At 52.9% G+C, this 24,684-nt stretch carries 24 protein-coding genes; 12 read left to right on the forward strand and 12 right to left on the reverse strand.

The window, feature by feature from the left end; genetic code table 11:
* The first annotated feature begins 52 nt into the window (after positions 1-52).
* Positions 53-1,507, forward strand: coding sequence for a Na+/H+ antiporter NhaC (gene nhaC, locus JFC11_RS09475; RefSeq protein ID WP_095603667.1), 1,455 nt, complete (start codon positions 53-55; stop codon positions 1,505-1,507).
* Between the two features lie 163 nt (positions 1,508-1,670).
* Complete coding sequence (locus JFC11_RS09480) at positions 1,671-2,222, forward strand: cupin domain-containing protein (protein ID WP_083007295.1); 552 nt, start codon at positions 1,671-1,673, stop codon at positions 2,220-2,222.
* Positions 2,223-2,295: 73 nt separating this feature from the next.
* On the opposite strand, the gene JFC11_RS09485 is transcribed toward JFC11_RS09480, so the two are convergent.
* The 3 genes from JFC11_RS09485 to JFC11_RS09495 form a co-directional block, all read right to left on the reverse strand.
* Positions 2,296-3,036, reverse strand: a complete 741-nt coding sequence (locus JFC11_RS09485) for a sulfite exporter TauE/SafE family protein (RefSeq protein WP_198349413.1) — start codon at positions 3,034-3,036, stop codon at positions 2,296-2,298.
* 11 nt (positions 3,037-3,047) lie between these two features.
* Positions 3,048-3,713, reverse strand: a complete 666-nt coding sequence (locus tag JFC11_RS09490) for a transglycosylase SLT domain-containing protein (protein ID WP_198349415.1) — start codon at positions 3,711-3,713, stop codon at positions 3,048-3,050.
* Positions 3,714-3,788: 75 nt separating this feature from the next.
* The gene (locus tag JFC11_RS09495; RefSeq protein ID WP_198349417.1) at positions 3,789-5,207 is read right to left on the reverse strand and encodes an aminotransferase-like domain-containing protein; all 1,419 of its coding nucleotides are present in this window, start codon (positions 5,205-5,207) and stop codon (positions 3,789-3,791) included.
* Between the two features lie 140 nt (positions 5,208-5,347).
* On the opposite strand from JFC11_RS09495, the gene JFC11_RS09500 reads away from it, so the two are divergent.
* The 5 genes from JFC11_RS09500 (at position 5,348) to JFC11_RS09520 (ending at position 10,438) form a co-directional block, all read left to right on the forward strand.
* Complete coding sequence (locus JFC11_RS09500; protein WP_198349419.1) at positions 5,348-6,799, forward strand: NAD-dependent succinate-semialdehyde dehydrogenase; 1,452 nt, start codon at positions 5,348-5,350, stop codon at positions 6,797-6,799.
* An 11-nt stretch (positions 6,800-6,810) separates the two neighbouring features.
* Positions 6,811-8,082, forward strand: coding sequence for a 4-aminobutyrate--2-oxoglutarate transaminase (gene gabT / locus JFC11_RS09505; RefSeq protein ID WP_198349421.1), 1,272 nt, complete (start codon positions 6,811-6,813; stop codon positions 8,080-8,082).
* 326 nt (positions 8,083-8,408) lie between these two features.
* On the forward strand, positions 8,409-8,849 hold the full coding sequence (locus JFC11_RS09510; RefSeq protein WP_198349422.1) for a hypothetical protein: 441 nt from the start codon (positions 8,409-8,411) through the stop codon (positions 8,847-8,849).
* Between the two features lie 91 nt (positions 8,850-8,940).
* Entirely contained in the window at positions 8,941-9,510 is a 570-nt protein-coding gene (locus JFC11_RS09515) for a DUF6932 family protein (protein WP_198349423.1), read from the forward strand.
* Positions 9,503-10,438 (forward strand): hypothetical protein, encoded by a 936-nt coding sequence (locus tag JFC11_RS09520; protein WP_198349424.1) that lies wholly within the window; start codon positions 9,503-9,505, stop codon positions 10,436-10,438. The genes JFC11_RS09515 and JFC11_RS09520 overlap by 8 nt, the downstream gene beginning before the upstream one ends.
* Before the next feature lie 178 nt (positions 10,439-10,616).
* Here the strand turns inward: JFC11_RS09520 and JFC11_RS09525 are convergent, their stop codons facing one another.
* Positions 10,617-12,194 carry a cryptochrome/deoxyribodipyrimidine photo-lyase family protein gene (locus tag JFC11_RS09525; protein ID WP_198349425.1) on the reverse strand — a complete coding sequence of 526 codons (1,578 nt, stop codon included), beginning with the start codon at positions 12,192-12,194 and terminating at the stop codon, positions 10,617-10,619.
* A gap of 186 nt (positions 12,195-12,380) precedes the next feature.
* On the opposite strand from JFC11_RS09525, the gene hmuQ reads away from it, so the two are divergent.
* Positions 12,381-12,683, forward strand: a complete 303-nt coding sequence (gene hmuQ, locus JFC11_RS09530) for a heme-degrading protein HmuQ (protein ID WP_198349426.1) — start codon at positions 12,381-12,383, stop codon at positions 12,681-12,683.
* An 18-nt stretch (positions 12,684-12,701) separates the two neighbouring features.
* Here hmuQ and JFC11_RS09535 read toward each other — a convergent pair whose 3' ends face one another.
* From JFC11_RS09535 to JFC11_RS09555, 5 genes are read right to left on the reverse strand one after another with little or no spacing between them, the layout of a single operon-like run.
* Positions 12,702-14,102, reverse strand: coding sequence for an amidase (locus JFC11_RS09535; protein ID WP_198349427.1), 1,401 nt, complete (start codon positions 14,100-14,102; stop codon positions 12,702-12,704).
* A 2-nt stretch (positions 14,103-14,104) separates the two neighbouring features.
* Positions 14,105-15,394: a Zn-dependent hydrolase gene (locus JFC11_RS09540; protein ID WP_198349428.1), complete on the reverse strand. Its 1,290-nt coding sequence runs from the start codon at positions 15,392-15,394 to the stop codon at positions 14,105-14,107.
* A gap of 50 nt (positions 15,395-15,444) precedes the next feature.
* Positions 15,445-16,287, reverse strand: a complete 843-nt coding sequence (locus tag JFC11_RS09545; protein ID WP_095603676.1) for a FadR/GntR family transcriptional regulator — start codon at positions 16,285-16,287, stop codon at positions 15,445-15,447.
* A gap of 22 nt (positions 16,288-16,309) precedes the next feature.
* Complete coding sequence (locus JFC11_RS09550) at positions 16,310-17,857, reverse strand: sodium:solute symporter family protein (RefSeq protein WP_198349430.1); 1,548 nt, start codon at positions 17,855-17,857, stop codon at positions 16,310-16,312.
* A gap of 14 nt (positions 17,858-17,871) precedes the next feature.
* Positions 17,872-18,114 carry a hypothetical protein gene (locus tag JFC11_RS09555; protein ID WP_089040622.1) on the reverse strand — a complete coding sequence of 81 codons (243 nt, stop codon included), beginning with the start codon at positions 18,112-18,114 and terminating at the stop codon, positions 17,872-17,874.
* 324 nt (positions 18,115-18,438) lie between these two features.
* Here JFC11_RS09555 and aptA point away from each other — a divergent pair, with 324 nt between their 5' ends.
* From aptA to JFC11_RS09570, 3 genes are all read left to right on the forward strand, one after another.
* Positions 18,439-19,806: an omega-aminotransferase AptA gene (gene aptA, locus JFC11_RS09560; protein ID WP_198349432.1), complete on the forward strand. Its 1,368-nt coding sequence runs from the start codon at positions 18,439-18,441 to the stop codon at positions 19,804-19,806.
* A gap of 43 nt (positions 19,807-19,849) precedes the next feature.
* Entirely contained in the window at positions 19,850-21,346 is a 1,497-nt protein-coding gene (locus JFC11_RS09565) for a CoA-acylating methylmalonate-semialdehyde dehydrogenase (RefSeq protein WP_095603679.1), read from the forward strand.
* Positions 21,347-21,441: 95 nt separating this feature from the next.
* The gene (locus tag JFC11_RS09570; protein ID WP_120386268.1) at positions 21,442-22,062 is read left to right on the forward strand and encodes a TetR/AcrR family transcriptional regulator; all 621 of its coding nucleotides are present in this window, start codon (positions 21,442-21,444) and stop codon (positions 22,060-22,062) included.
* Positions 22,063-22,070: 8 nt separating this feature from the next.
* Here JFC11_RS09570 and JFC11_RS09575 read toward each other — a convergent pair whose 3' ends face one another.
* Complete coding sequence (locus tag JFC11_RS09575) at positions 22,071-22,529, reverse strand: Lrp/AsnC family transcriptional regulator (protein ID WP_120386269.1); 459 nt, start codon at positions 22,527-22,529, stop codon at positions 22,071-22,073.
* A 126-nt stretch (positions 22,530-22,655) separates the two neighbouring features.
* Between JFC11_RS09575 and JFC11_RS09580 the strand changes: the two genes are divergently transcribed.
* Positions 22,656-23,624 carry a hypothetical protein gene (locus JFC11_RS09580; RefSeq protein ID WP_198349434.1) on the forward strand — a complete coding sequence of 323 codons (969 nt, stop codon included), beginning with the start codon at positions 22,656-22,658 and terminating at the stop codon, positions 23,622-23,624.
* Here JFC11_RS09580 and JFC11_RS09585 read toward each other — a convergent pair.
* Together JFC11_RS09585 and JFC11_RS09590 are read right to left on the reverse strand one after the other, a co-directional pair.
* Positions 23,609-24,484, reverse strand: coding sequence for a PhzF family phenazine biosynthesis protein (locus tag JFC11_RS09585; RefSeq protein ID WP_198349436.1), 876 nt, complete (start codon positions 24,482-24,484; stop codon positions 23,609-23,611). The genes JFC11_RS09580 and JFC11_RS09585 overlap by 16 nt on opposite strands.
* Positions 24,471-24,671, reverse strand: a complete 201-nt coding sequence (locus JFC11_RS09590; protein WP_198349438.1) for a DUF1127 domain-containing protein — start codon at positions 24,669-24,671, stop codon at positions 24,471-24,473. The genes JFC11_RS09585 and JFC11_RS09590 overlap by 14 nt, the downstream gene beginning before the upstream one ends.
* Positions 24,672-24,684: the final 13 nt, after the last annotated feature.

Consider the following 24,684-nt stretch of genomic DNA (forward strand, 5'->3'; position numbering starts at 1 on the left):
CGGTTACATCACTATCAACACCAACAACAAGCAAATGCTGAGTGAGGACATTATGTCGACCGACACCACTGTTAAGGAAGATCAGGAAATACCACGGCCAAGTTTAAAAGCGACCATGATCCCCATTGTGTTTATGGCAGCATCTTTGGGCGTATTTATTGGCTACTTCGAAACGGATCCGCACTTGCCGCTGTTTTTAAGTGCGATTGTGGCGACGGCGGTGGCCATTGCGACAGGTAGCCGCTGGAAACAGCTTGAAGCGGGCATCATGCGCTCTATTGGCCTGACGACTCAGGCAATTGTCATTCTGATCATTATCGGCACCATTATTGGCTACTGGATTGCCGGTGGGATTGTGCCCACGATGATCTATTACGGCCTGAGTATTCTGGCACCGGATTACTTTTTGGTCGCGGCGTGCTTAATCTGCTGTTTGGTATCGTTGGCTGGTGGCAATGCCTGGACGGCGGCTGGCACTATTGGTATCGCCTTGATGGGCGTTGGTGAAGGGCTAGGCCTTAACCCCGCAATGGTCGCGGGAGCCGTGATCTCCGGCGTGTATTTTGGCGACAAAATTTCTCCGCTTTCCGAAACCACCAATATGGCGCCAGGTGTGGTCGGTGTTGATCTGTTTGAACACATTCGCTATATGCTCTACACCACGGTTCCTGCGCTAGCGGTTGCTCTGGTGCTTTACACCATTATCGGCCTGAACATGACGCCTTCCGGTGATGGCGCGGCACAGGTAGCCGAGTTACAGCAGAGCCTCAATGAGCTGTTTATCATTAGCCCCTGGCTGCTACTGGTGCCAGCGGCCGTCATCGTGATGATGATCAAGAAAGTACCCGCCATTCCCGCGCTTTCTGTTGGCTCGCTGATGGGGATTGTCTGTGCGATTGTGGTTCAGGGCGTCCCGTTAGGCGATAGCTTTACTATTTTTGTGGAAGGCTACGCGGTAGACACTGGAAACGTTACGGTGGACGACCTGCTGACCAACGGCGGCGTTAGCGCCATGATGTGGACGGTTTCGCTGATCATTATCGCGATGAGCTTTGGCGGGATTCTTGAGTCAGCAGGGTTCTTTCGCACCATCGTGGAAAGTCTGCTCAAACTGGCCAAGACCACTGGCAGCCTGATTGCTACCACGGTAGCAACATCGATGGCCGCTAACGTCGTAGGTTGCGATCAGTATCTCAGTATTATTCTGCCTGCCCGTATGTATGCCAGCGAGTACAAGCGTCGCTCGCTCAAACTGAAAAACCTGTCTCGCACAGTGGAAGATGCAGGCACCATGACATCACCACTGGTGCCCTGGAATACCTGCGGTGCCTTTATGTTTGCCACGCTTGGGGTCAGTGCCTTTAGCTATGCGCCCTACGCCTTTCTGGCGCTGCTGAGTCCGATGTTCGCGATTATTTATGGCTTTACCGGCTTCCGTATCGCCTATGAAGATGGGCCGAAAACGGTAAGTGCCGACTCGGGATTAGCGGGAGTTCGTAGCGCCTGAACGGAACAGAATGGCTGAAGCTGATTAAAACGATTATTTTTCAAAACGCCACGTTAATTGAGAGTTTGCCCCACAGCCGTGGGGTTTTTTTTGCGCTATTATGTGCCCATCAATAGACCGCCAACGTAATTTAATTTACTTATTGATAGGGAGTGAAAAAAGCATGTCGGATGACGTGGGTGCGAGCTTGCGCTCCTTGCGCAAGCAGCGAGGGATTTCGCAGCGTGAACTGGCAAAGTTGTGTGGGGTCACCCACTCAAGTCTTTCGCTAATAGAGCAAGGAAAAGTTAGCCCATCAGTCAGTTCCCTGAAGAAAATCCTAAACGCATTCTCTATGAGCGTCGGTGATTTTTTTACGATGGATCTTGATAGTCAGGAGCAGATTTTCTATTCGGCGGATGACTTGGTTGATATCGCATCCGGTGATATTTCCTTCAAGCTTGTCGGGGCAAATCGGCCGAACCGTGCGCTGGCGTTTATGGTGGAGCGATATCTGCCGGGTGCGGACACTGGGCAAGCCATGATTACTCACTACGGTGAAGAGGCTGGCTTTGTCGTAGAAGGCGAGATTGAAATCATTGTTGGCAGCACCGCCAGGCGCTTAGGGCCGGGGGAGTCTTATTATTTCAAGACAAGCGTTCCGCATCGTTTCCGAAATATTGGTGATACCCCCTGTAAGATAATTAGCTGCGCTACGCCCGGTAAGGCGTTCTGATATTACTGGTTTGTATTGTGCGGCAATTGTCGCAGTAATGATGTCGTGCAAATAGTTTGGGCACTGCCTAACGTTAGCGGGTGAGTAGAAAGAGTCCTTGCAGGAAATAGAAAACCCCAATACCGGTCACGATCCAGCGCGTCCAGGTGCGGAAGTTTGCATCAGTGAGGTGCTGCAAAATACGGTTGCCGGTGTGGGTGCCAAAAATCGCAAACGGCGCTGCTAGCAGCACAATACCCCATTCGCTGGTGCTAAGCGCCATGGAGGCGCCCAGATAAAAGAGAATCTTGATGCTGTGAGCCACCACCTGAATCATCGCCTTGGTGGCTACCACTTGTCGTCGATCCATTTGGGAGCGCACAAAGAAGATATCAATCAGTGGCCCAGAAACCCCCGCCGCAATGGTAAGGCTCCCAGCGGCAATACCACAACCTAGCGCGTGGCTGGCGCGATTAGCATCTAAGTGAAACCAACGTTTGGGAATCCATACGAGTATTGGCATTAAGCCAATTAATAGGGAAACCGTCGCGGTATTGGGGCTATAGCTGAACAGCAGCAGCAAACCAGCGGCGATCAACACGCCCAATGTCATCAGCATAACAATCCGCCAGACGATAAAGTGTCGCGACAACCATGCCCGTGATCCGTTAGACGTGAGCTGAATGACCCCGTGTACGGCCATGGCAGTCCCTGCAGGAAACATGATCAGCAGAAACCACAGCAGTACCAAGCCGCCCGCCATGCCAAATACGCCAGACAGCATCGATGTCAAAAACACGACACTAATTAAGGCCAAGCCACTCATTAGAGACATGGGTGGGGTCCTTAACTACGACAAAACGGCCAGACCTGATAAAACTTGCGGCACTGAAACTCTGCTTCGCAAGCGTTGAGCTGCGCTTGATAACGGTTAGCGCGGGCTGCCACTTGGCTGCCTGCTCGCAGCACGTGGGGTTTACTGCGATAGGAGCCTCGCTGATAGCCACCTGCACCTTCATGGTAAGCGTAGTAAAGGTGTTCAGGGTTACTCAGCGAGATACCTGCCTGCTGCTGTGAGCGGCGGTTATACCAGCCAATGAAATCCGTTGCGTGCTTCATATGGGTTCGGCGGGCAAACAGGCTGCCCGCTTGATCCTCATACTCCTCCCAAACGGGGTCTTGGGCTTGGGCATAGCCTTTGGCGGAGGAGGGGCGTGGGCCGGGAATAAAGCCTAGGTAATACTTGCGGTCCGGGCGCACATGGCTGCGAAATGAAGATTCCTGCTGAATAAATGACATCTGCGTGGCAATCGGTGTGCCCCATTTCTCTTCTGATTCCCGGGCATAGTCATACCAGCTCGGCTGCTCACGAAAGATTTCACAGATATTGCTCTGATCTTCAGGCGGGCTAGGAGCAAAGATTGCGCAGCCTGAAACAGCCAGTACGGCGCACAGCGCTATCAATAGGCGAAGCGTTGAGAGGAGCACCGAATTATCAACAGGGTGGCGCATGGCAAAATCCTTGTGAATAAGTTTTTTTAACTAGGCATACAGTGTGATGCTCAACACGTTCTAAGCCTACCTCGCCTAGCGAAGTAGTAACTCTAAACAGCGGCGCAGCCGTTGGGCTTCACGCACTAATGTCTCTCCCGATAGCATGCCCACGCCCATTACCAATCCTGTCCGTGGGTCCTTGTCAGCGCACACGGGGCTTAGCGGGCGAACAATCAAGTGTTCTTTGAGCAGTGCTTGGGCAAGTGCTACATCATTAACCCCTGGTTCAAACTCAACGCACAAGCTAATCGCGCTAGTCGGGGGAGACACATTGCGTACTTTGGGTAGTGAGCTAAGCTGGTCGTGCAGCACCTGCTGACGGCCTAGATAGTCGCGCTGGATGCGGCGACACCAGACGTCTAAGTCGCCATCAAAAATAAACTGCGCTAATACCGCTTGATCAAGCATACGGCCTTCGCGAAATAACTCGCTGCGTAGGCGGTTCATTGGACCTGCCAAATGGCGTGGCACCACCAAATAGCCAAGCCGCAGGCCGGGAAACATCATCTTAGAGAACGAGCCTACCAGTAAATGGCGTTCCGAGTTGGGATCAAACAGCAGGTTAGTGTGATCGTCTCGGGTGAATTCGTAATCGTCTTCAACGATGTAGGTGGGCGATAACGCATCGCAAAACTGCTGCTTATGAGCAGCGCGTGTGGGCACGCTTAGCGGATAGTGATGAGAGCCGGTCAAATACGCGAGCGCAATATTACCGATCGTCTGCGGTAACACATGCCCACTATCGGAAAACCAAGGCAGCATCTCAATCGAAAGCCCCGTGGCAGTGAATACGTTGCGCGCCCCCCAATAACAGGGCGATTCCATCGCCACGGTATCGCCTACATCGGCCAATGCCATGGCGCATAGCTCAATGCCGTTATGGGTACCATCGGTGATGATGATCTGCTCAATATCACAATGAGTATTGCGCCAGCGCGCCAGAAACTCCCGGATTGCACGCTTAAGCGGCCCATAGCCACCGGTAGAGTAAGAGAGCAATAAGGCATTTTGCGGCACGGTGACGCTGGCATACAGCTGACGCCACTTGCGCATTGGAAACTGGGCGATATCCGGTATGCCAGGCACAAAGGCACCGCTTTGAACGGTGCTGGCGCCAGGCCAACGCAACACTTGTTGAGCGCGTTTTGAAAGTTGAACGCTGGTTGATGTGGTCGCGACAGAAGTTTCCTTCTTACAACTCCAAGTGCCCTTGCCATGAAACGTCGTTAGTAGGCCTTCTTCAATGAGCGAGGCTATGGCACGGGACAGTGTGTGTCGCGCAACGCCCAACGTTAATGCCAACTGACGGTGCGACGGCAATCGAGTTTGGTTTGGCCACGCCTTAGTAACCGCCTGCCTCAATGCCTGCTCCAGTCGTACTTGTTTGCTTAAACGCTCAGGTTGCTGGGCATAGTGTTTTACAAGCTGCTGTAACACGTCCTGGCGGTCCATTCACATCCTCTTATTGTCATGATGCTCCCCGTTTAGATAGTAAAACAGAAAAGTGGTCTGGTTGAACGCGAAAGTGGTGCATTCGTTCACCCGCGCATTACTGCTAGCGTGCATACCATGTTGCAGATCAGGAGAAGATCATGAGCTTTATTGAACAGTGGTTACACGATGCAGTACCCACCCTGGTGGGTGGCGAGTGGCGCAAGGGGCAACAGACCTTTGCCGTCGATAACCCCGCAACCGGCGAGACGATTGCCCGGGTTGCCGACTTAGGCGCTGATGACGCCCGCGACGCATTGGCCGCAGCGTATGCCGCCGGGCCCGCGTGGCGCGCAACACCAGTGAAACAGCGCTCGGCATTGCTGCGCCGCTGGTTTGAGCTGATCAATGAACACGCCAATGACTTAGCCCGCTTGATGACCTTGGAGCAGGGCAAGCCGCTAGCAGAAGCCAAGGGCGAAGTGACTTACGGCGCCTCATTTATTGAGTTTTTCGCTGAAGAAGCCAAGCGTATGGCTGGGGAAACCCTACCCAGTCACGGCGCGGACAAGCGCTTAATGGTGCTGCGCGAGCCGGTCGGTGTGGTGGCCGCAATTACCCCGTGGAACTTCCCCCTGGCGATGATTACCCGCAAGTGCGCCCCGGCCTTGGCCGCGGGCTGCACCGTGGTGATTAAGCCCGCCGAAGCCACGCCGTTAACCGCGTTGGCAACGGCCTACTTGGCTCTTGAAGCAGGCCTGCCAGCCGGAACCATTAACGTGATTACCGCCTCAAAACCGGCAGCGGTGGGTGAAGTGCTCACTACCGACTCTCGGGTGCGTAAAGTCTCGTTTACTGGCTCGACCCCGGTGGGTAAACACCTGCTTGCTCAGTGCGCGAGCACGGTGAAGAAAACCGCTATGGAACTGGGCGGCAACGCGCCATTTATCGTCTTTGATGACGCTGATGTGGACGCCGCTGTAGAGGGGGCGATTGCCTCAAAATTCCGTAACGCCGGGCAAACTTGCGTGTGTACCAACCGCTTCCTGGTGCAGGACGGTGTTTACGACGCGTTTGTCAGCAAGCTGACCGAGCGAGTTAGCGCGCTGAAGGTCGGCGATGGTTTAACGGAAGGCAGCACCATCGGCCCGCTGATTAACCAAGCGGCGGTGGAAAAAGTGCAGCGTCACGTAGACGACGCGGTGAATCATGGCGCGCGACTGCTCTGCGGCGGCAAGCCCCATGCCGCAGGCGAGCGTTTCTTTACCCCCACGGTGCTTGCTGACGTAACCACCCAGATGGCGGTGGCCGATGAAGAAACCTTCGGGCCCGTCGCGCCGGTATTCCGTTTCCAGCGTGATGAAGAAGCGATCGCCATGGCTAACGATACCCCGTTTGGCTTGGCGGCCTACTTCTACGCCACGGGTTATCGCCGTATCTGGCACACCATGGAGCAGTTGGAATACGGCATGGTTGGTGTCAATGAAGGGTTGATTTCTACCGAGCTGGCGCCGTTTGGCGGCGTGAAAGAGTCCGGGTTGGGGCGTGAAGGTTCCCATCACGGGTTGGATGAGTTTACTGAGCTGAAGTACGTCTGCGTTGGCGGTCTATAAGGAAAACGATGATGAATAACCAAGAATTGAACGAACTGAAAAATCGCTATGTGGCCAACGGTGCCGCCACGCCTACCACCCAGTTTGCCGAGCGCGCTGAAAACGCCGAGTTATGGGATGCCGACGGCAACCGCTGGATCGACTTCGCGGGCGGTATTGGCGTGCTGAACCTGGGCCACCGCCACCCGAAAATCGTTGCCGCCGTTGAAGCGCAGCTCAAGAAAGTCATGCACACCAGCGCCGCGGTGATCTCCTACGCCCCTTACGTGCAGCTGTGCCAAAAACTTTGTGAACTGACGCCGGTGCGTGGCCCCGAGCGTAAAGCAATGCTGGTTAATACCGGTGCGGAAGCGCTGGAAAACGCCGTGAAGATCGCCCGCGCGGCGACTGGTCGTACAGGCATTATCACGTTCGACGGTGCTTTCCACGGCCGTACCATGATGACGCTGGCCATGACCGGCAAGGTACTGCCCTATAAGAACGACTTCGGCCCTATGCCGGGTGATGTTTTCCGCGCACCGTTCCCCAACCCGCTGCACGGCATCAGTGAAGAAGCATCGTTAGACGCCATTCGCACGCTGTTCAAAACCGATATTGCCCCGCATCGCACCGCGGCTATCGTGATTGAGCCGGTACAGGGCGAGGGCGGTTTCTACATCGCCTCACCGGATTACCTGAAAGCGCTACGTGCGCTGTGCGACGAGCACGGTATTCTGCTGATCGCCGATGAAGTTCAGTCCGGCTTTGCCCGTACCGGCAAGCTGTTTGCGCTGGAACATAGCGGCATTGAAGCGGACATCCTCACTACCGCCAAGAGCTTGGCGAACGGCATGCCGCTATCGGCGGTTGTGGGTAGTGCCAAAGTGATGGATGCCTCTGGCCCCAACTCCCTGGGTGGCACCTACAGCGGTAACCCGCTCTCCTGCGCAGCGGCGCTGGCGGTCATCGAGGTGATCGAAGAAGAAAATATCCTGGCGCGCAGTGAACAGATGGGCAAAATGCTGGCCGAGCGTTTTGCAGTGTGGGAAGCGCGTTTCCCCGCCGTTGCCCACGGCCGCCAGCTCGGCGCTATGGCTGCCTTTGAACTACTCAACAGCGAAGGCAAGCCGGATACTCAGATGACTGGAGCGCTGTGTGCCAAAGCCCGTGAGAAAGGCCTGATTCTTCTTTCGTGTGGTTTCTACGGCAACAGCATCCGCATTTTGGTGCCGCTAACGGTGTCGTCTGCAGTGCTGGAAGAGGGCTTGAGCATTATCGAGGAGTCTCTGGAAGCGCTTAGTTAAGCTGTCCTTCTAGGCATCATCAAACCCGCCATCGCCAAACAGTGAAAGCTGTTGGCGAGGGCGGGTTTTTTTGTGGATGTTGAAAGCTTGATGCTGAGAGAGTCAGTCGCCCTAAGCGCTCTGTGCTAAGCTGTATTTGGTAAATTAGCCGCCCAAGGCGGAGGTGCAGGAAAATGCAACAGAAGCACGAATTATGATATGAGAGGTAATTAAAATTTATAGTCCAAAGCATCAGTGATTTGTAGGTTGCTTTTTTTGACTAGCATGCTGGCGCGTTTATCTAATCATAGGACTCGCTTTCTAATATCTTTTAGCGGGAGAGAAGCATGTTTGGATGGTTGAAGCCGAAACCGAAGCACCCTAAGGCGCTCTTCTTTAAGTCCAACGATGCTGCTTTCGAGTATGCTTCGAAGTACATGCTGCGCCCACTTTTGAAGGACGCTACGATTTTCGGCCAAGTTCTGGCGAAGGTGTCTCCGCAATTCGGAGGGCTCCTGAAACAGCAGCCAAAGTGGCGGGTGCGGCTGGCGACGGAGCACGGTGTAATTCAGACGGATCATTGCGGGTCGATTGCGGATCAACTGGCGTCTGATGTGGACTTGAAATCGTCGCCAATCGTCGAGGGTGACCTAGTTGCTGTCCAGGTCGGTTCATACGATCCGAAATACGCCGTAGACAGTGAAGTGCAATACTTCATCATCATCTGCAAACTCAAGCCAGAACTCAGGACGGACACTCGTGTCTTTGCTCCAGACGTCGCCCGCTAACAATGCCGTGCACGCGACTTGCGAAGACACACGCGCTACTGGCTAGCGTTATGTATTCAAGTTAGCGGAAAGATCATAGGAAGAATGAAGAGTGATACCAGAATTAAATCAATCAGGAGTATTACCTCCGTTTATACCTGAGCAAGGGCCGACCGACCCTGCTGGGATGGCACCCTATAAGACAACGATAACTGAGTTTGTAATTCGGTATGCTCATACTCCGGAGAGGAGAGCTATACTTAGAGGACTGCTAGATTATCGTAGGAAGCTTAGGAAAATAGGTATTTGTAGAGGTTTTCAGTGGCTTGATGGCAGCTTTGTGGAAAATGTAGAGCAAAATCGTGGTCGCCCTCCTGCAGATGTAGATATAGTTACTTTTGCCTTAAGGCCTACAAATGATCTGGAGGACTGGAAGAGTGTAGTCTATGGGAACCCGGATCTGTTTCTTCCTGGTGAAGCAAAGCAGAAATACTATTGTGATGCGTATTTTGTTGATTTGAACACGCACCCCATACATGTAGTGAGCAATACTCGATACTGGTTTGGTTTGCTTTCACATCAACGAGAATCTTATCTTTGGAAAGGGATGGTAGAGATTGCCATTGAGTGCAGCGACGATGAGGCGTTGGAAATGCTAGATAGGGAGTCAGACAATGCCTAAGAAGCTCAATATTGACAGCCTGTCTTCTGAAATTACCACTCTTAATGAGTTGCTTGTCAGCGCCCGCCAATCTGGCGATATCGTAGGAGAAATGCAACTCGAGCATCGAGTTGCAGAATTATCTAGAAAGCTAAATTCACTTAAAGAAGAAGTGTTGTCTGATAATAGTGCCAGTGTTGCCCTATTCTTCGGTGGGCAACCTGTGCTTGGATCAAAGGGAATTGCAGCTGAATTTGCCGGTGCTGTATTGGAACAGTTTCAAAATCTTATCGCCAAGATATTTGCTAATAATGAAGTCGGAGATTTAGGCGAAAGAGGACTCGTACCCTTCAAGGCTAACTCTGAATTAATGGTCACAGGTTTAGCAAGAGGCTCATTTGGATTTGTACTTGATGAGATGAATGATCAGGTACAATTAGAGTCGTCACAACTATCACACGTCATCGATAGAGCTGCTGTTCTTCTTAGAGACTCTGCCGCTCAAGATGATGCTGTTTTTGAGTCAATCCTAGAAGAATTGGAGCCAAGAACATTAATAGCGCTTAGAGACTTGTTCAACAATCTAGATTCAAGCAAAGCAACCCTCAGAGTCGTCGAAAAAGAATTGGATTTTACACTTGATGGCCCATCCATACATCGAGCAAAAAGAAGAACAGAAGCTATCAGTATTGAAGAAAGCACAAACGAAATTGAAGGCACTTTAGTTGGGTTTTTGCCAGAACACCGTAAGTTTGAGTTAGCTGATAAGGCTGGAAAGCTTTATTACGGCTCCGCTAGTAAAGAAGCAGTAGAGCAGTTCACGAAGGCTACAGACAATGTGATCGGTAATAGATGTTTGATAAAAGTCTCAATAAAAACAGTGGCACCATTAAACAGACCACCAAGAGAAGTAGTTCGTTTGATAGAGTTCCTTCGCTTTGGTGAGTAAGCACGTGTCGGCCGTTCCTCAAACGAGACGCAGGATAGGTAACGATTGGCGGCATTACTGAAGCAGTCCACCAATAATATCAGTAGCATGACGAACGACAGGCTCCTTCTAATGACGCATGTGTCATACCGTGCTGTTCCCCACATGCGGCCACGCTATAGCTAAGCGTAACCGCTACCTATCCTTCCAAACCGCCATCGCCAAACAGTGAAAGCTGTTGGCGATTGGCGGGTTTTGCTTTTTTAGCGCGCTTAGCGGGAGGTCGTCGCTGACTGGCGAGCTTATCCACAATGGCTCGGCTGGATTCCCTGGCCTCTGGCGTGCGACGCAGTTCATAGAGCAGCTTCTTCCAGTGGCGCGCTTCGGCTTCGAAATCGTTGGGGATGGGGTAGTCGACGCCAGGATGAAAGCCGAACCTCTGGCGTAGGCTTTCGGGTAGTGCCCAGGGCTTAGCGCGCCATTCCAAGGGCAGGGGCGCTAATTCTGGCACCCAGCGGGCGACGAACTCGCCTGTGGGGTCGTTATCTTCCGCTTGCTTGATCGGGTTATATACCCGCAGCGCGTTAGTGCCTGTGGCGCCTGCTTGCATCTGCACCTGGGGGTAGTGAATGCCCGGTTCGAAGTCGGTAAACAGACGTGCCAAGTGCAGCGCGGGTTCATGCCAGTGCAGCCCCAGGCCGAAGGTGGCGTGGGAGATCAGCATGGCGCGCATGCGAAAGTTAAGCCAGCCGGTAGCGATAAGACTGCGCATACAGGCATCGACCAGCGGCACCCCGGTTTGGCCACGCTTCCAAGCGATGAGGTTAGGATGGTCGGGATCGCGCTCCCGCAGGCCGCGCAGCGCCGGGTGCAGCGTTTGATGCTCGATACTTGGCTCACTTTCCAACTTCTGAATAAAGTGGCAGTGCCAGTAAAGTCGCGAGGTGAAGGCGCGTAGTGAGCGGGCCCAGGCGGTATCGTCGGCATGCTTCTGCCGCTGACGGCGTAACGACTGGACAACTTCGCGCATGGAAAGCGTGCCCCAGGCCAAATGCGGTGAAATCCGTGAGCCAAACTCCCACGCTAACAGCGGCTTAGACAGCGAGCCGCGATAACGCCGCCCGCGTGCTTGCACAAAACTACGCCACAGTGCGCGGCCTTCGTTGCGCCCGCCCCGCTGGCGCTGGGGGCAAGGTGTGGTATCAAATCCCAGCGTTAAGGTAGGTAGCTGCTCAACGTTAAGGTGGTGAAAGGCTTCCCAGCCTGGGGCTGCTTGGGCGCTTTGCGGCGCGTGGCAGGTCGAGGCAGACATCAGCGTTTCCCAGTGGCTCTCCCAACGGGTTTGGTGCCCAGAGCGGCTGCTAAGTCCTCGTACTACACCGTGCTGGCGGGCTTCCCGCCAAGCTACACCGTTGGTTTGGCACCAAGCATGCACCTGTTTATCCCGCTCAAAGCTCCAGGCGTTGCCCGTTTCCTGATGAGAGTGAAGGGCAATGTGGCCGTAGTGAGCTTTTAGGGCGTTCAGCAAATCGACAATATCACCTTGCCAAATACATAGCGGTAGGCCAATGGTCTCCAGTGCGTTGGAAAGGTCGATTAGAGCGTCAGCGGCAAACTGCCAGTGGCGCAGGGCGCTATCAGGTGTTTGCCACTGGCCAGGTTCAATCGCAAAAACAGGCAGCACAGGGCCAGCCGCCGATGCACTGGAAAGCGGCGCATGATCATGAATGCGCATATCGCGTTTGAACCAAACGACCTGGATGGGTGCCTTAGCCATGCCGTATCCTGATGGTTGGGGTTTGCTCGGCGTAACGCCTATTTTCCATAGAGCTTATTTGCCATAGAACTTATTTTTCATACCGTTTATTCGTCATAAAACCATGACGTTACCATCAAGGGATAGACGTCGTAAGCGGCAGGCCGCTACGCTAGCGTGTTAGACAAATTCAATAGGAGAGAGTGCATGTATATCGCCATGAACCGTTTTCGGATTGCCCCGGGCCGCGAAGAGGATTTTTTAGAGGTATGGCGCAACCGCGATTCTCATTTGGATGAAGTGCCGGGTTTTAAACAATTCCAAATGCTGCAGGGCGAAAGCCAGGAAGACCACACCGTGTTTATCTCCCACAGTGTGTGGGGATCAGAAGAAGCCTTCCGCGCCTGGACCAAGTCAGAAGCGTTCCGCAAGGCTCATGCTAACGCCAAAGCGCCGGAAGGTATCTATCTTGGCCCACCTAAGTTTGAAGGGTATGACGTCGTACTATAAGCCATATTTCATATCTGTTTAGGCAATCGCGGGTGGTGTCAGCGGTGGCAAGTAGCGCTCAAGCAATTGGGCGGCATGCAGCACCTTGAGGTCTTGATATTTGCCCGCCACTAAATGAAGGCCTACTGGCAGCCCTTGATTATCCAAACCGCAAGGAAGCGATGCAGCGGGCTGCTGGGTGAGATTGAAGGGGTAGCTGAACGGCGTCCAGTCCATCCAGTCTCGGTAGGTTCCCCCTGGTGGTACGTTGTGGCCCGCTGCAAAGGGGGAGATGGGCATCGTGGGTGTAACCAACAAGTCATAGCGTTCATGAAAGACTGCCATTTGGGCGGTTAATTCACTGCGCTGACGCCGGGCGGCGAGATAGTCGGAAAGCGATACATCCTGTCCGCGTCGGGCAATATCGAGAAACCCTGGGTCGAGTGATGCCTGCTGCTGTTCGTCCAGTTTTTCTAGCGCTTGGGTAGCACCTGCAAACCAGAGGGTGTTAAACGTCTTGATTGGATCACTAAAGCCAGGATCAACCGGCGTTACTGTGGCGCCCAGCTCTTCGAAATAAGCAATGGCTTCCTCTACCTTTCGAGCAATGTCTGAGGCTACTTCTACGTAGCCAAGATCTGCACTATAGGCGATGCGCCAGCCCTTTAGGTTAGCAGGAGGCGGCGTTAGCCAGTCTGGCCCAAGGGGATTGCCGGAGTAACCATCCCTGGCATCTGGCTGCGCCATCACGCTAAGCATTAGCGCACTGTCGGCCGCTGTGCGGGTCATTGGCCCTAAATGGGAAAGTGTACTCATGGCGCTTGCGGGCCATTGGGGAACCCAACCAAAGGTTGGCTTTATGCCAAAGGTGCCGGTAAAGCTGCATGGGATACGGATCGAGCCACCCGCGTCGCTGCCTTGGTGTAAGAGACCTAGATTAAGCGCCGCCGCTGCCCCTGCGCCGCCGGATGATCCCCCGGGCGTCAGTGCGCTATTCCACGGGTTGCGGGTAATGCCGTGCAGGGGGTTATCAGTGACGCCTTTCCAGCCAAACTCGGGCGAAGTCGTTTTGCCAATGACGATGGCCCCAGCATTGCGAAGGTGACGGCTGATTGGCGCATCCACCTCCCAAGGGCCGTCTGATGGAGTAGTGGTTGAACCCAGGCGTGTCGGTAGGCCTTTCGTTAAGGTTAAATCCTTAATGGAGACAGGAATGCCGTCTAGCGGGCCGCTGGGTTTATCTGCCTGCCAGCGCTGGGCCGACTCTTCTGCCAAGCGCCGAGCCTCTATCTCGTTCACGCAGGTAAACGCATTGACCTTTGGGTTGTCGCGGGCAATTCGCTCCAAGCAGTCGTTTACCAGCGCCTCTGGGGAAAGCGTCCCCTTGCGGAAGCGGGCTAATGCTTCCACAGCTGTGAGTGTCTCAAATGTCTCCGTCATTGTTACTCTCCAGCGTTACTAACGCTATCTTCAACACTGGCCGCATTCAACATGGCCTGTAGAAGGACGTTACAGCCAGCGTGAACATGCTCTGGAGTGGCACTTTCAATTTCGTTGTGGCTAATGCCGTCCTTGCAGGGCACAAAGATCATTGCTGCGGGGGCTACACGGCCGACGAACATGGCATCGTGACCAGCACCACTGATGATATCCATGTGCGATAGGTTGAGTTGCTCGGCCCCTTCGCGCACTGCATCAACACAGGCTTTATTGAAGTGCTCAGGGGCAAAATTTGCGGTGGGCGTTAATTCATATTCCAGCCCATGCCGTTGGCAAATTTCTTCGACCGCCGTCGCTAAGGATTGACTCATTGAGATGAGGGCTTCTGGCTCCCAGTGGCGCATATCCAGGGTCATTTTAACTTGGCCTGGAATAACGTTACGCGAGCCAGGATGTAGTGACATACAACCAACCGTACCGCGCCCGTGGGGCTGATGATCAAAGGCAATTCGGTTAAGTGCTTGGGTGACTTCTGCCGCGCCCATCATGGCGTCGCGCCTTAGATTCATTGGCGTGGGACCCGCGTGGGCTTCAAGCCCGGTTAGGGTTAAATCAAACCACTTTTGACCAAGCCCACCGATAACCACGCCGATGGTGGTGTCGGTATCTTCTAAAATCGGCCCCTGTTCGATGTGTGGTTCAAAGTAAGCTTTTATCTCACTGGGTGAGACCTCATCGCTACCACGATAGCGAATGGCATCCAGTGCATCACTCACCGTGATGCCATCGGCGTCGGTGCGCGCCATCATGGCGTCAAATTCAAGCACGCCAGTAAATACCCCAGAACCCATCATGCAGGGTGGGAAGCGACAACCCTCTTCGTTAGTCCACGCAACGACTTCAATGGGCGACTGAGTAGTGATGTTGTGTTCATTAAGCGTTCGGATTACTTCTAGGCCTGAAAGTACGCCAAAACAGCCGTCATACTTCCCACCAGTGGGCTGGCTATCCAAGTGGCTGCCCGCCATGACGGTTTTGGCTGTTGGGTCGCTGCCTTCCCGGCGGGCAAAAATATTACCGATATTATCAATGCGGATGGTGCAGCCTTCTGCACGACACCATTGGATAAATAGATCGCGTCCCTGTCGATCAAGATCCGTCAGCGCCTGTCGATTAACGCCACCCTTAGCCGTCGCGCCCAGCTTCGCCATGTCCATCAGCGATTGCCAAAGACGGTCGCTGTCGGTGCGAAGGTTAGTGAGCGTGCTTGTTGGCGTTATGTAGGTAGTCAATTTAGTATCCTCCCAGAATGAAAAGGGTGCTAAGGCACGCATTTTTCCATTTATAAATCATATAGTTTGGAGCGATTAGCTAGAGTGCCCAGCAGGTCGTTGCTGACTAGCATTTGTGCGGCCATTTCGGCTTCCAACGCACTCATGTGGTGCTCTGCATCTAGCATATGCTCAGCCATCACTTGACGGACACGCGAGGTATCTTCAGCTCGGTAGGCATCTAGCAACTGTCGGTGATAGTCCTGGTTAGCGTGATCGAACTGCTTACGTTCAGGCACGTAAGCTTTTTTGATCACGACTAGGTCGCGCAGCATGTCGTTTAAAAACTGGCATATAAACGCCAGCAGTGGGTTCGGGCAGGTGCGCGCCAGCAGTTGGTGAAACTCCAACTCTAAAAAGCGCTGGCGCTTATGGTCTTCCTCGCCGCCACAGCAAGTGCAGGCTGCTATATTCGCTTCAAGCTGTTGAAAGTCCTCTTCCGATAGTCGGCCGACGACGGATGCCGCCAGCTCGACCTCTAACAGCTTGCGCAATTGATACACTTGCTTGCCATCTAACTGTTGGAAATGCAGAAAGTTACGTAGCATGCGGCTGGCGGGCTCCATGCCCGGCTGATTAATAACGGCCCCTCCTTGAGGCCCGGTTTTTAAAGTGATTAGCCCCTCAACCTCAAGAATCTTAAGCGCTTCGCGTATAGTGGCTTTGGCGCTGCCATAGAGCTCCATCAGAGCTCGCTCATTTGGCAGGCGATCACCTTCACCGAGCCCCTCCGATGCAATCCAGCGTTTGATATCATCACTGATAAGCTCGGCGAGTTTAGGGCGACGCTTAACGGTTGAACTAGTAGTTGAACTAGCCGTTGAACTAGTAGTTGAAAAAGGGGCTTTGGCCATCAATACACTCCTTTGTTGATTGTTAGCGATCAGCTATAGAGGGTTTAGTTTCTTGTGCATAAGATGGTTTAGGTTCTTGTGTATAGCTAGGTAAACGCTCGGGATGGTACTCCGCATCATAGTCGTAGCGCGCCTGGGTAAAGCGTTCCACAACCGCTGTGTCACGGCGATGCAATGCATGGCTTAGGCCAACAAACAGCGCGATGTTGAGCAGTAGCCCCCAAATACCCGCATGGAAGCCAAGGGGAGCACTTAGCGGGCCAAAGGTCATCAGAAGCACGCAGCCAACGCCAGCCCACAAACCTACTAGAGCAGCAGTAGGGTGAGCTTTTTTCCAAGTGATGGCACCGAGTGTAGGAATCACCAATTGTGCAGTGCCTGCCAGAGCAGCAATGCCGATAGTGACCAGAACACCGGGTACGGTAAGCGCCATGATATAAGCCACAAGTGAGAAGCCCACCAGTGATAAGCGACCGATATAAACAATACGGGCTTGGCTTGCGTCACGGTTTACATAGCGTTTGTAAATATCCATTGTCACTACCGTGGATACCGCGTGAATCTGTGAGTTTGCCGTTGACATGGCGGCTGATGCGCCCGCTGCCATAATCAGTGAAGCAAGTAGATATGGCGCATACTCCATGAGCATGATGGGTAGGATTTGGTCGGGATTTTCCACATTCGGCTCAAGCAGTACCCCCGAGTAACCTGATAGAACAGAACCTACATAGGCAAAGGCTGCTAAGCCCAATAAGAAGGGCATTAAGTTAAACAGCTTGCCGTGTTTGACTGAGTACATGCGCAACCAGATTTGTGGGCCCATAAAGGCGCCAATAGCGGTTATTGCAAACAGTGAGAACCACATGGGATAGCCCATCGTGCCGTTCGGCCCTGGCATAGTGAGGTGTTCAGGAGAGGCTTGCTGGAGTTGGCTGAACAGAGCGGATGGCCCACCCACTTGGGTGGAAATATAGTAGCCTGCGTACATCATGCCGAAGAACAGAAGAGCCCCATAAATGACGTCGGTCCAGGCGATGGCACGAATGCCGCCAATCCATACATAGATAATAATAATGAAGTAAAACAGCAGCGCGGCGAGCCAGAAAGGAATCAAGCCGCCAGAGGCAACTTCAATTAAATAGGCGCCACCCGTTAACTGGATCTGTAAATAAGGTACGGTAAAAACCAGCGTAATAGCTGCAACAGTAATGCGCAGTGCTTCGCTATTATAAAAGTCGCCAATTAAATCTGATGGCGTTAAATAATTGAACCGCTTTCCTAAAAACCAAACCCGCTTGCCGATCCAGTAATACATAAAGCCAAACAGCAAGTTCCAGGCTAGCGCAGTCAGAAAGACCGGGCCATTGGTATAGAACGTAGCGTTAGAACCCAAGAAGGCAAACGCACTCCACCACGTGGCCGCTACGGTGAAAAATACCGCTATGCTACCCATCGCGCGGCCTTGAACGAAGAAGTCTTCACTCGTTTCTTGCGATTGACGTGCCGATAGAACCCCTACTAATAAAGGGATGATCATAAATGCGGCAATAATTAATAAGCTACCGGTCATGCGTTATCTCCCTTTTATGGTTGCTTAATGGTGTGGTTAGCCGTTGATGATGGGCTGCCCCAGTTTGTCAAGTACGCCACTAAAAACAGCGCCGTTAATGCAAACCACCAAAAGAGATTCCAGGCCAATAAAAAGGGGATGCCCATCAACATGGGTTCTATACGATTGGCTAGCATGATGATGGGACTTTCTAGCATGAAGAACCCAAGCAGCATGCCGCTATAAAGCGCTAGTTTAAGAGGAGGTAGATATTTCATAACACGTTTGCCCTTTGTTTATGGTTTGTGTGTGAGCTTGGTTTTCAGCGCAAAGCAATCCAGCAAGAGCTATCCAACAGCAGCGTTATTAAGCGCAGCGCGGTTGCCAAGCGTTAGTGGGGCGTGAACCACTCATTTGTTGTATTTATTCGTATAGATATAACAAATAGGCGTTTTTCAAAATATCGTCAAGCCAGAATGGATAGCGAAAGCCTGCTTATTACGTATAAATTTACTAACGTGAACACAAGAAAAGCGTAGTTTTATAAACATGTTCAGTGGCGCATGCTGAGGCTATGTCTCATAGCGATGGAGCTGGACACCATGTTTGACCTACAAAACAACACTACCCCTCAGGCGTTTATTGACGAACAAAACGCTTCTCCCAGTGCGCTTAATCAGCACTATTGGATGCCGTTTAGCGCTAACCGTGATTTCCGCGCCAACCCGCGCATGATTACTGGCGCGGAAGGGCGCTATTACATCGATGACCAGGGCCGTAAGCTGTTTGATTCACTCTCTGGCTTATGGACCTGCGGCGCAGGTCATAACCGTGAAGAGATCCAAAAAGCGGTGGCGGCGCAGCTCGGCTCTCTCGACTTTGCGCCAGGTTTTCAAATTGGTCACCCGCTGGCGTTCAAACTGGCGGAAAGAGTGGCCAGCCTTACACCTGCTGGCTTGGATCATGTGTTTTTCACTAACTCTGGTTCAGAAGCCGCTGATACCTCTGTCAAAATGGCCAAGGCTTACTGGCGGCTAAAAGGTAAGCCCGAGAAGACACGCATGATTGGCCGTGCCAAGGGCTATCACGGGGTGAATATTGGTGGCACCAGCCTGGGTGGCATCGGTGGCAACCGTAAGCACTACGGCCAATTGATGGACGTTACGCATCTGCCGCACACGCTGCAGGCAGGTCACGCCTTCACCCGTGGCCAAGCCGAAACCGGCGCCGAGCTTGCTGATGCGCTGCTTGATCAAATCGCCCTGCATGATGCATCCACCATTGCGGCGGTGATCGTTGAGCCGATGTCTGGCTCTGCTGGGGTGATTGTGCCGCCCAAAGGCTATCTGGATCGGCTGCGCGAGATCTGTACCGCCCACGATATTCTGCTGATATTCGATGAAGTGATCACTGCTTTTGGCCGCAGTGGCGCAACCACCGGCGCAGAAGCGTTTGGCGTTACGCCGGATATCATGAACGTTGCCAAGCAGATCACCAACGGCGCTATTCCTATGGGCGCGGTGATTGCTTCCAGCGAAATTTTCGACACTTTTATGCACGCTGGTGGCGCCCAACACGCCATTGAGTTTTCCCACGGTTATACCTACAGCGCCCACCCTGTCGCTTGTGCCGCTGGCTTAGCGGCGCTTGAAATGATGGAGCGTGACAACTTCCCTGCTCAGGTAAGTGCTATCGCGCCCGCTTTTGAGCAAAAGCTGCACGCTCTAAAAGGCCGCAATCACATTGTTGATATTCGTAACTATGGCTTAGCGGGCGCACTTCAATTGGCGCCCCGAGATGGCGACCCCACCATTCGCCCTAGGGACGCTCATTTAGCCTTATGGGAAGCTGGGTTCTACGTGCGCTACGGCGGCGACACGCTGCAGTTTGGCCCTCCGTTTGGCTCCACAGAGGCTGAGCTAGAGCGGCTGTTTGATGCCGTTGCCACCACCCTGGATTCGTTAGCATAACCGACTGATCTAAACTTCAGAGCGTTAAAAAGAGAGTTTAAATATGAGCGTTGTTTCCCATCTAATTAACGGTGAATTAATCGACAGCCAGCGCACGCTGGACGTGACCAACCCTTCAACGGGTAAAGTGATTCGCCAAGTAGCGGACGCCAGCGCTGCCGACGTAGAGCGGGCTATTGCCGCCGCCCAAGCTGCGTTTCCCGCTTGGCGAGATACGCCACCTGCTAAGCGCGCCCAAGTGATGTACCGCTTCAAGCAACTGCTAGAGGAGCACGCTGACCGCTTGGTGCAATTGGTCAGTGAAGAGCACGGTAAAACCCCTGAAGATGCGATGGGCGAACTGAAGCGCGGCATCGAAAATGTCGAGTATGCCTGCGGTGTGCCTGAGCTATTAAAAGGTGAGTATTCCCATAACGTTGGGCCGGGCATTGATGCGTGGTCCAATTTCCAGCCATTGGGCGTAGTGGCCGGCATTACTCCGTTTAACTTCCCTGCCATGGTGCCGCTGTGGATGTATCCGATGGCGATTGCTTGCGGCAACACCTTTATTCTCAAGCCTTCGGAAAAAGACCCTTCGGCGGCGATGGCGGTAGCCGAGCTGTTGCAAGAAGCTGGGTTGCCAAAAGGCGTGATGAATGTGGTGCACGGTAGTCGCGAAGCGGTGGAAACGCTGCTAGATGCTAAGGCCGTTAAAGCCATCTCATTTGTTGGCTCAACGCCGGTAGCGGAAGCTATCTATTCTCGTGGTTCGGCCGCTGGCAAACGCGTTCAGGCTCTGGGTGGGGCGAAGAATCATGCCGTGGTACTTCCAGACGCCGATTTGGAAAACGCCGCCAACACCCTGATGGGAGCGGCTTACGGAAGCTGTGGTGAGCGTTGCATGGCGATTTCGGTGGCGGTGTGCGTGGGTGACGAGACCGCAGATCGGTTAGTTGAAACACTGCTGCCTAAAATTGCTGAGCTCAAGGTTGGCCCTGGTACCGATAAAGGCTTGGATATGGGCCCGCTGGTGACGGCAGAGCACCGTGACAAGGTGTTGGGCTATATCGAAGACGGCATAAAGGCAGGTGCGTCACTAGTGGCCGATGGCCGTGAGCTGAAAATCGCGGGTCATGAAGATGGCTATTTCGTTGGTGGTTGCCTGTTCGATAACGTTACTACCGAGATGCGCATTTACCAGGAAGAGATTTTCGGGCCAGTGCTGTGCGTGGTGCGGGTCGGCAGCTTAGATGATGCTATGCAATTGATTAACGACCATGAATACGGCAATGGCACCTGCCTGTTTACTCGCGATGGCGAGGCTGCTCGACGCTTTACCGATGGCATCGAAGTGGGCATGGTGGGTGTTAACGTACCGCTTCCCGTACCGGTGGCCTACCATAGCTTTGGCGGCTGGAAACGCTCGTTGTTTGGCGACCTTCACGCCTACGGCCCTGACTCTGTACGCTTCTATACCCGCCGAAAAGCGGTTTCCCAGCGCTGGCCTTCGGTGAGCGAAGCCACACGTGCCGAGTTTTCGTTTCCCACTAACCAACGTTGACGCCGTAAGCTAACTACGCCATCTTCTCTGCACCACTGCTCAGCGGTGGTGCACTTTTTTGGTGTGCGTATCTTAGTCGTAAAGGGACGAGCAGCGTGGCGAGAACACAGGACGAAATTCGGCAAACCAACGTAAAAAAGATTCTTCAGGCGGCGGAGCAATTGTTTGCTGAAAAAGGCTATGCCGGAGCGTCGATGGGGGAAATTGCCCAGCTGGCTGATCTGCCCAAATCCAACGTGCACTACTATTTTTCCACTAAAAAGGCGCTTTACCAGGAAGTGCTGCTAGCGCTGCTGGAAATCTGGAAACAGGACGCGCTGTGCTTTGAGCTTTACGACGACCCGCGAGTGGTGCTTTCTAGCTATATCCGCGCCAAAATGAATCATTCTCGCTACCGCGCTCACGGCTCGAAAATATGGGCAGCGGAAGTAATGCAGGGCGCACCCATTCTGAAAGAGCGCCTGCGCGATAGCTTATACGAATGGGCTAAATTGAAAGAGTCAAAAATTCGCGAGTGGGTCGAGTCCGGTCAAATTAACCCCGTTGAACCGTCCTATCTCCTTTATATGATTTGGGCCTCCACCCAGCACTACGCCGACTTCGACTACCAAATCTACCTGCTTAACGACGATAAACCCTTAGACGACCTGCAGTTTGAAAAAGCCGTGCAGTCGGTAACCTCGGTGATTTTGCGAGGGATTGGGTTGACGGCGTAGAGCAGTGCTCAATGACTGAGTTGCACAGATGTATCAAACTTATGCCGCTTTCGCGATAGTAACGTGCGGAACTTGCGCAGGTTGTCGTGGGCATAGAGCACGCTGTCGCAAAAGCGGTCGTACTCATCTAAATCAGCGACTGCCACGATCAACACAAAATCACACTCACCCGTTACTTGATAGCACTGCTTCACTTCAGGGGCGTTGACCGCTGATGTTAAGAACTGCTGGTAGAGTAACTTGTTATCCCGCTCCATGGTGACTTCCACCACCATGTGTAGGCGCTGGCCTAAGGCATCAGGGTTGAGTAGCGCCACTTCACGCTCAATGACTCCCGCATCGCGTAATCGATTAACCCGCTTTAAACAGGCCGAGGGGGAAAGCCCTATTTCATCCGCTAATGCTTGATTGGTCAGGCTGGAATCGCGTTGAAGCTGGTCAAGAATTCTTCGATCAATAGCGTCCATGAAATAAGATTCTCTTTCTATGTTAATAAAGAACGAATAGTGATTGTAGGCACCGTATTGGAAAGAAGATTCTGCGTCATCTCCATTATCATAACGTTTGTTAAAACAATGGCAATGGAGGGCTTGATGCGGATCACAATTCACTATTTATTGGCGGTGGTAGGTCGTGTACTGCAAGACGCGCTGCGCGTGTATGTGACATTACTCAAAATCCTGATACCTGCTTTGCTCATCGTCAAAGGGTTAGAACTACTCGGTATGATCGAGTGGCTGGGGGCGGCATTAGCTCCTTTAATGAGCACACTCGGTTTGCCTGAACAAATGGGTGTTGTGTGGGCGGCGGCGCTCTTCACCAATTTGTACACCGCCATTGCGGTGTTTTTCCAAGTCGTCGGTGAAACGCCTTTGAGTGTTGAGCAGGTAACGGTACTGGGTGCGTTGATGCTGGTAGGGCATTCGCTTCCCGTTGAGGGAGCGGTAGCCAAGCGCGCTGGCGTACCTTGGTGGGGCACGCTGGTTCTGCGTGTGGGTGGGGCTTTACTGCTTGCTTGGTTGTTACACTGCTTCTATTCGTATTTTGGTTTGTTGCAAGCTCCCGTTGAATTGGTCTGGCAGCCAAGTTTTTCATCAGCACCAACGCTCAGCGGTTGGGCATTGGCACAGTTGGAAACGTTAGCGCTTATTTTTGTGATTATTTTAGCGCTGATTGTGCTCTTAAAACTTTTAAAAAGGCTGGGTCTAGAGCGTTGGATTCATCTTGGCTTGCTACCGTTGCTCAAGCTATTAGGCATTGGTCGTTCGGCAGCGAATGTGACGGTCATTGGTTTCACGCTGGGACTAAGCTATGGCGCAGGGCTGCTGATTCGTGACGTGCAAAACGGAGTGCTTAGCAAGCGCGACAGCACGCTAGCGCTGTGTTTTCTCGGCCTCTGCCATAGCGTTATAGAAGATACGCTGCTGATTTTAATGCTTGGAGCCGATATAACGGGCATTTTATGGGCACGGCTGTTGTTTGCCGTTATTGTCACCGCGGTGATTGCCCGTTGGCCCAAAGCTGCGGTGAAAAATAAATTACTTCATCATCGCCCCAGGTAATTAAATTCACCCCTACCCACAATGACTGCCTTACCGCCCACATTGACATAGCCAGACTTAATCTCACCATTGGCGGCGGTGTGGATAACGCTGGGTCGCCCCATTTCAACACCCTGGTGAATCTTGCAGTGTAGGGGATCTGGCTTGAGTGACGCTAAATAGCCAGTTAAAGCTGCTGCAGCGCTGCCAGTGGCGGGGTCTTCGCAAATACTGGCGTGCATGGAGAACATACGGCTCCGTACAATCGTCTCTTCGCTGTCGCGTTGTTCCATCACATAAAGGTATATCTGCTCAGTGCCGCTGCGTGTAACGGCATCTGCCCATACTGCACCGGCGATTTGTATGTGCTCTAGAGCCGCTAGGTCGGCTAGCTCAATAAGATGAAAGGGCAGCCCGAAAGAGGCAATGATGGGATCGCCAATGACTTGGTGGATGTCTAGCCCCAGTAGCTCAACGGCAGTAAGGCGATCAATCGTGCTGCCCGTGACCATGACGGGCTGGGCGGTTTTGAATGTTGCTGTATTTTTTTCATAATTAACCGCTAATTCGCCGACAGGTGGCTGTAGCACAATGCCCTGCTCGCGGTTGACGAGGTTTAACTCCGCTAGTAGATGCGCGGTACCTACCGTGGGGTGGCCAGCAAACTGCAGCTCAGCCGTCGGTGTAAAAATCCGCATAGGGTAGTGATTAGCCGTCGTCGCCGCGCCTAAAAATACCGTTTCAGCCAAGTTAAGTTCATTGGCAATTGCCTGCATAGTGCTGGTTTCAAGCTCATCGGCATCTAAAAAAACTGCCAACTGATTGCCCGAAAAAGGCTTATCGGTAAACACATCCAACAGGTAATACTCAGCAGTTTTCATAGGAACCTCTTTTGCATGACGAGTGCTGCCAAAACGGTTTACAACCCTCTTTTTGCGCCTGGGTGCGAGTGATTCCAATATCTTCCAGCAGTCGGTCATCAAGGGTTAGTAGCTGACGGCGGCTACGACGGCGTTGATGATAGTGACGTAACTGACAGCGAATTTGGGCGAGACTGAAGCGTGGCATAGCGGTTCTCCTT

The sequence above is a fragment of the Vreelandella alkaliphila genome, from assembly GCF_016107625.1.
GTDB lineage: Bacteria > Pseudomonadota > Gammaproteobacteria > Pseudomonadales > Halomonadaceae > Vreelandella > Vreelandella alkaliphila.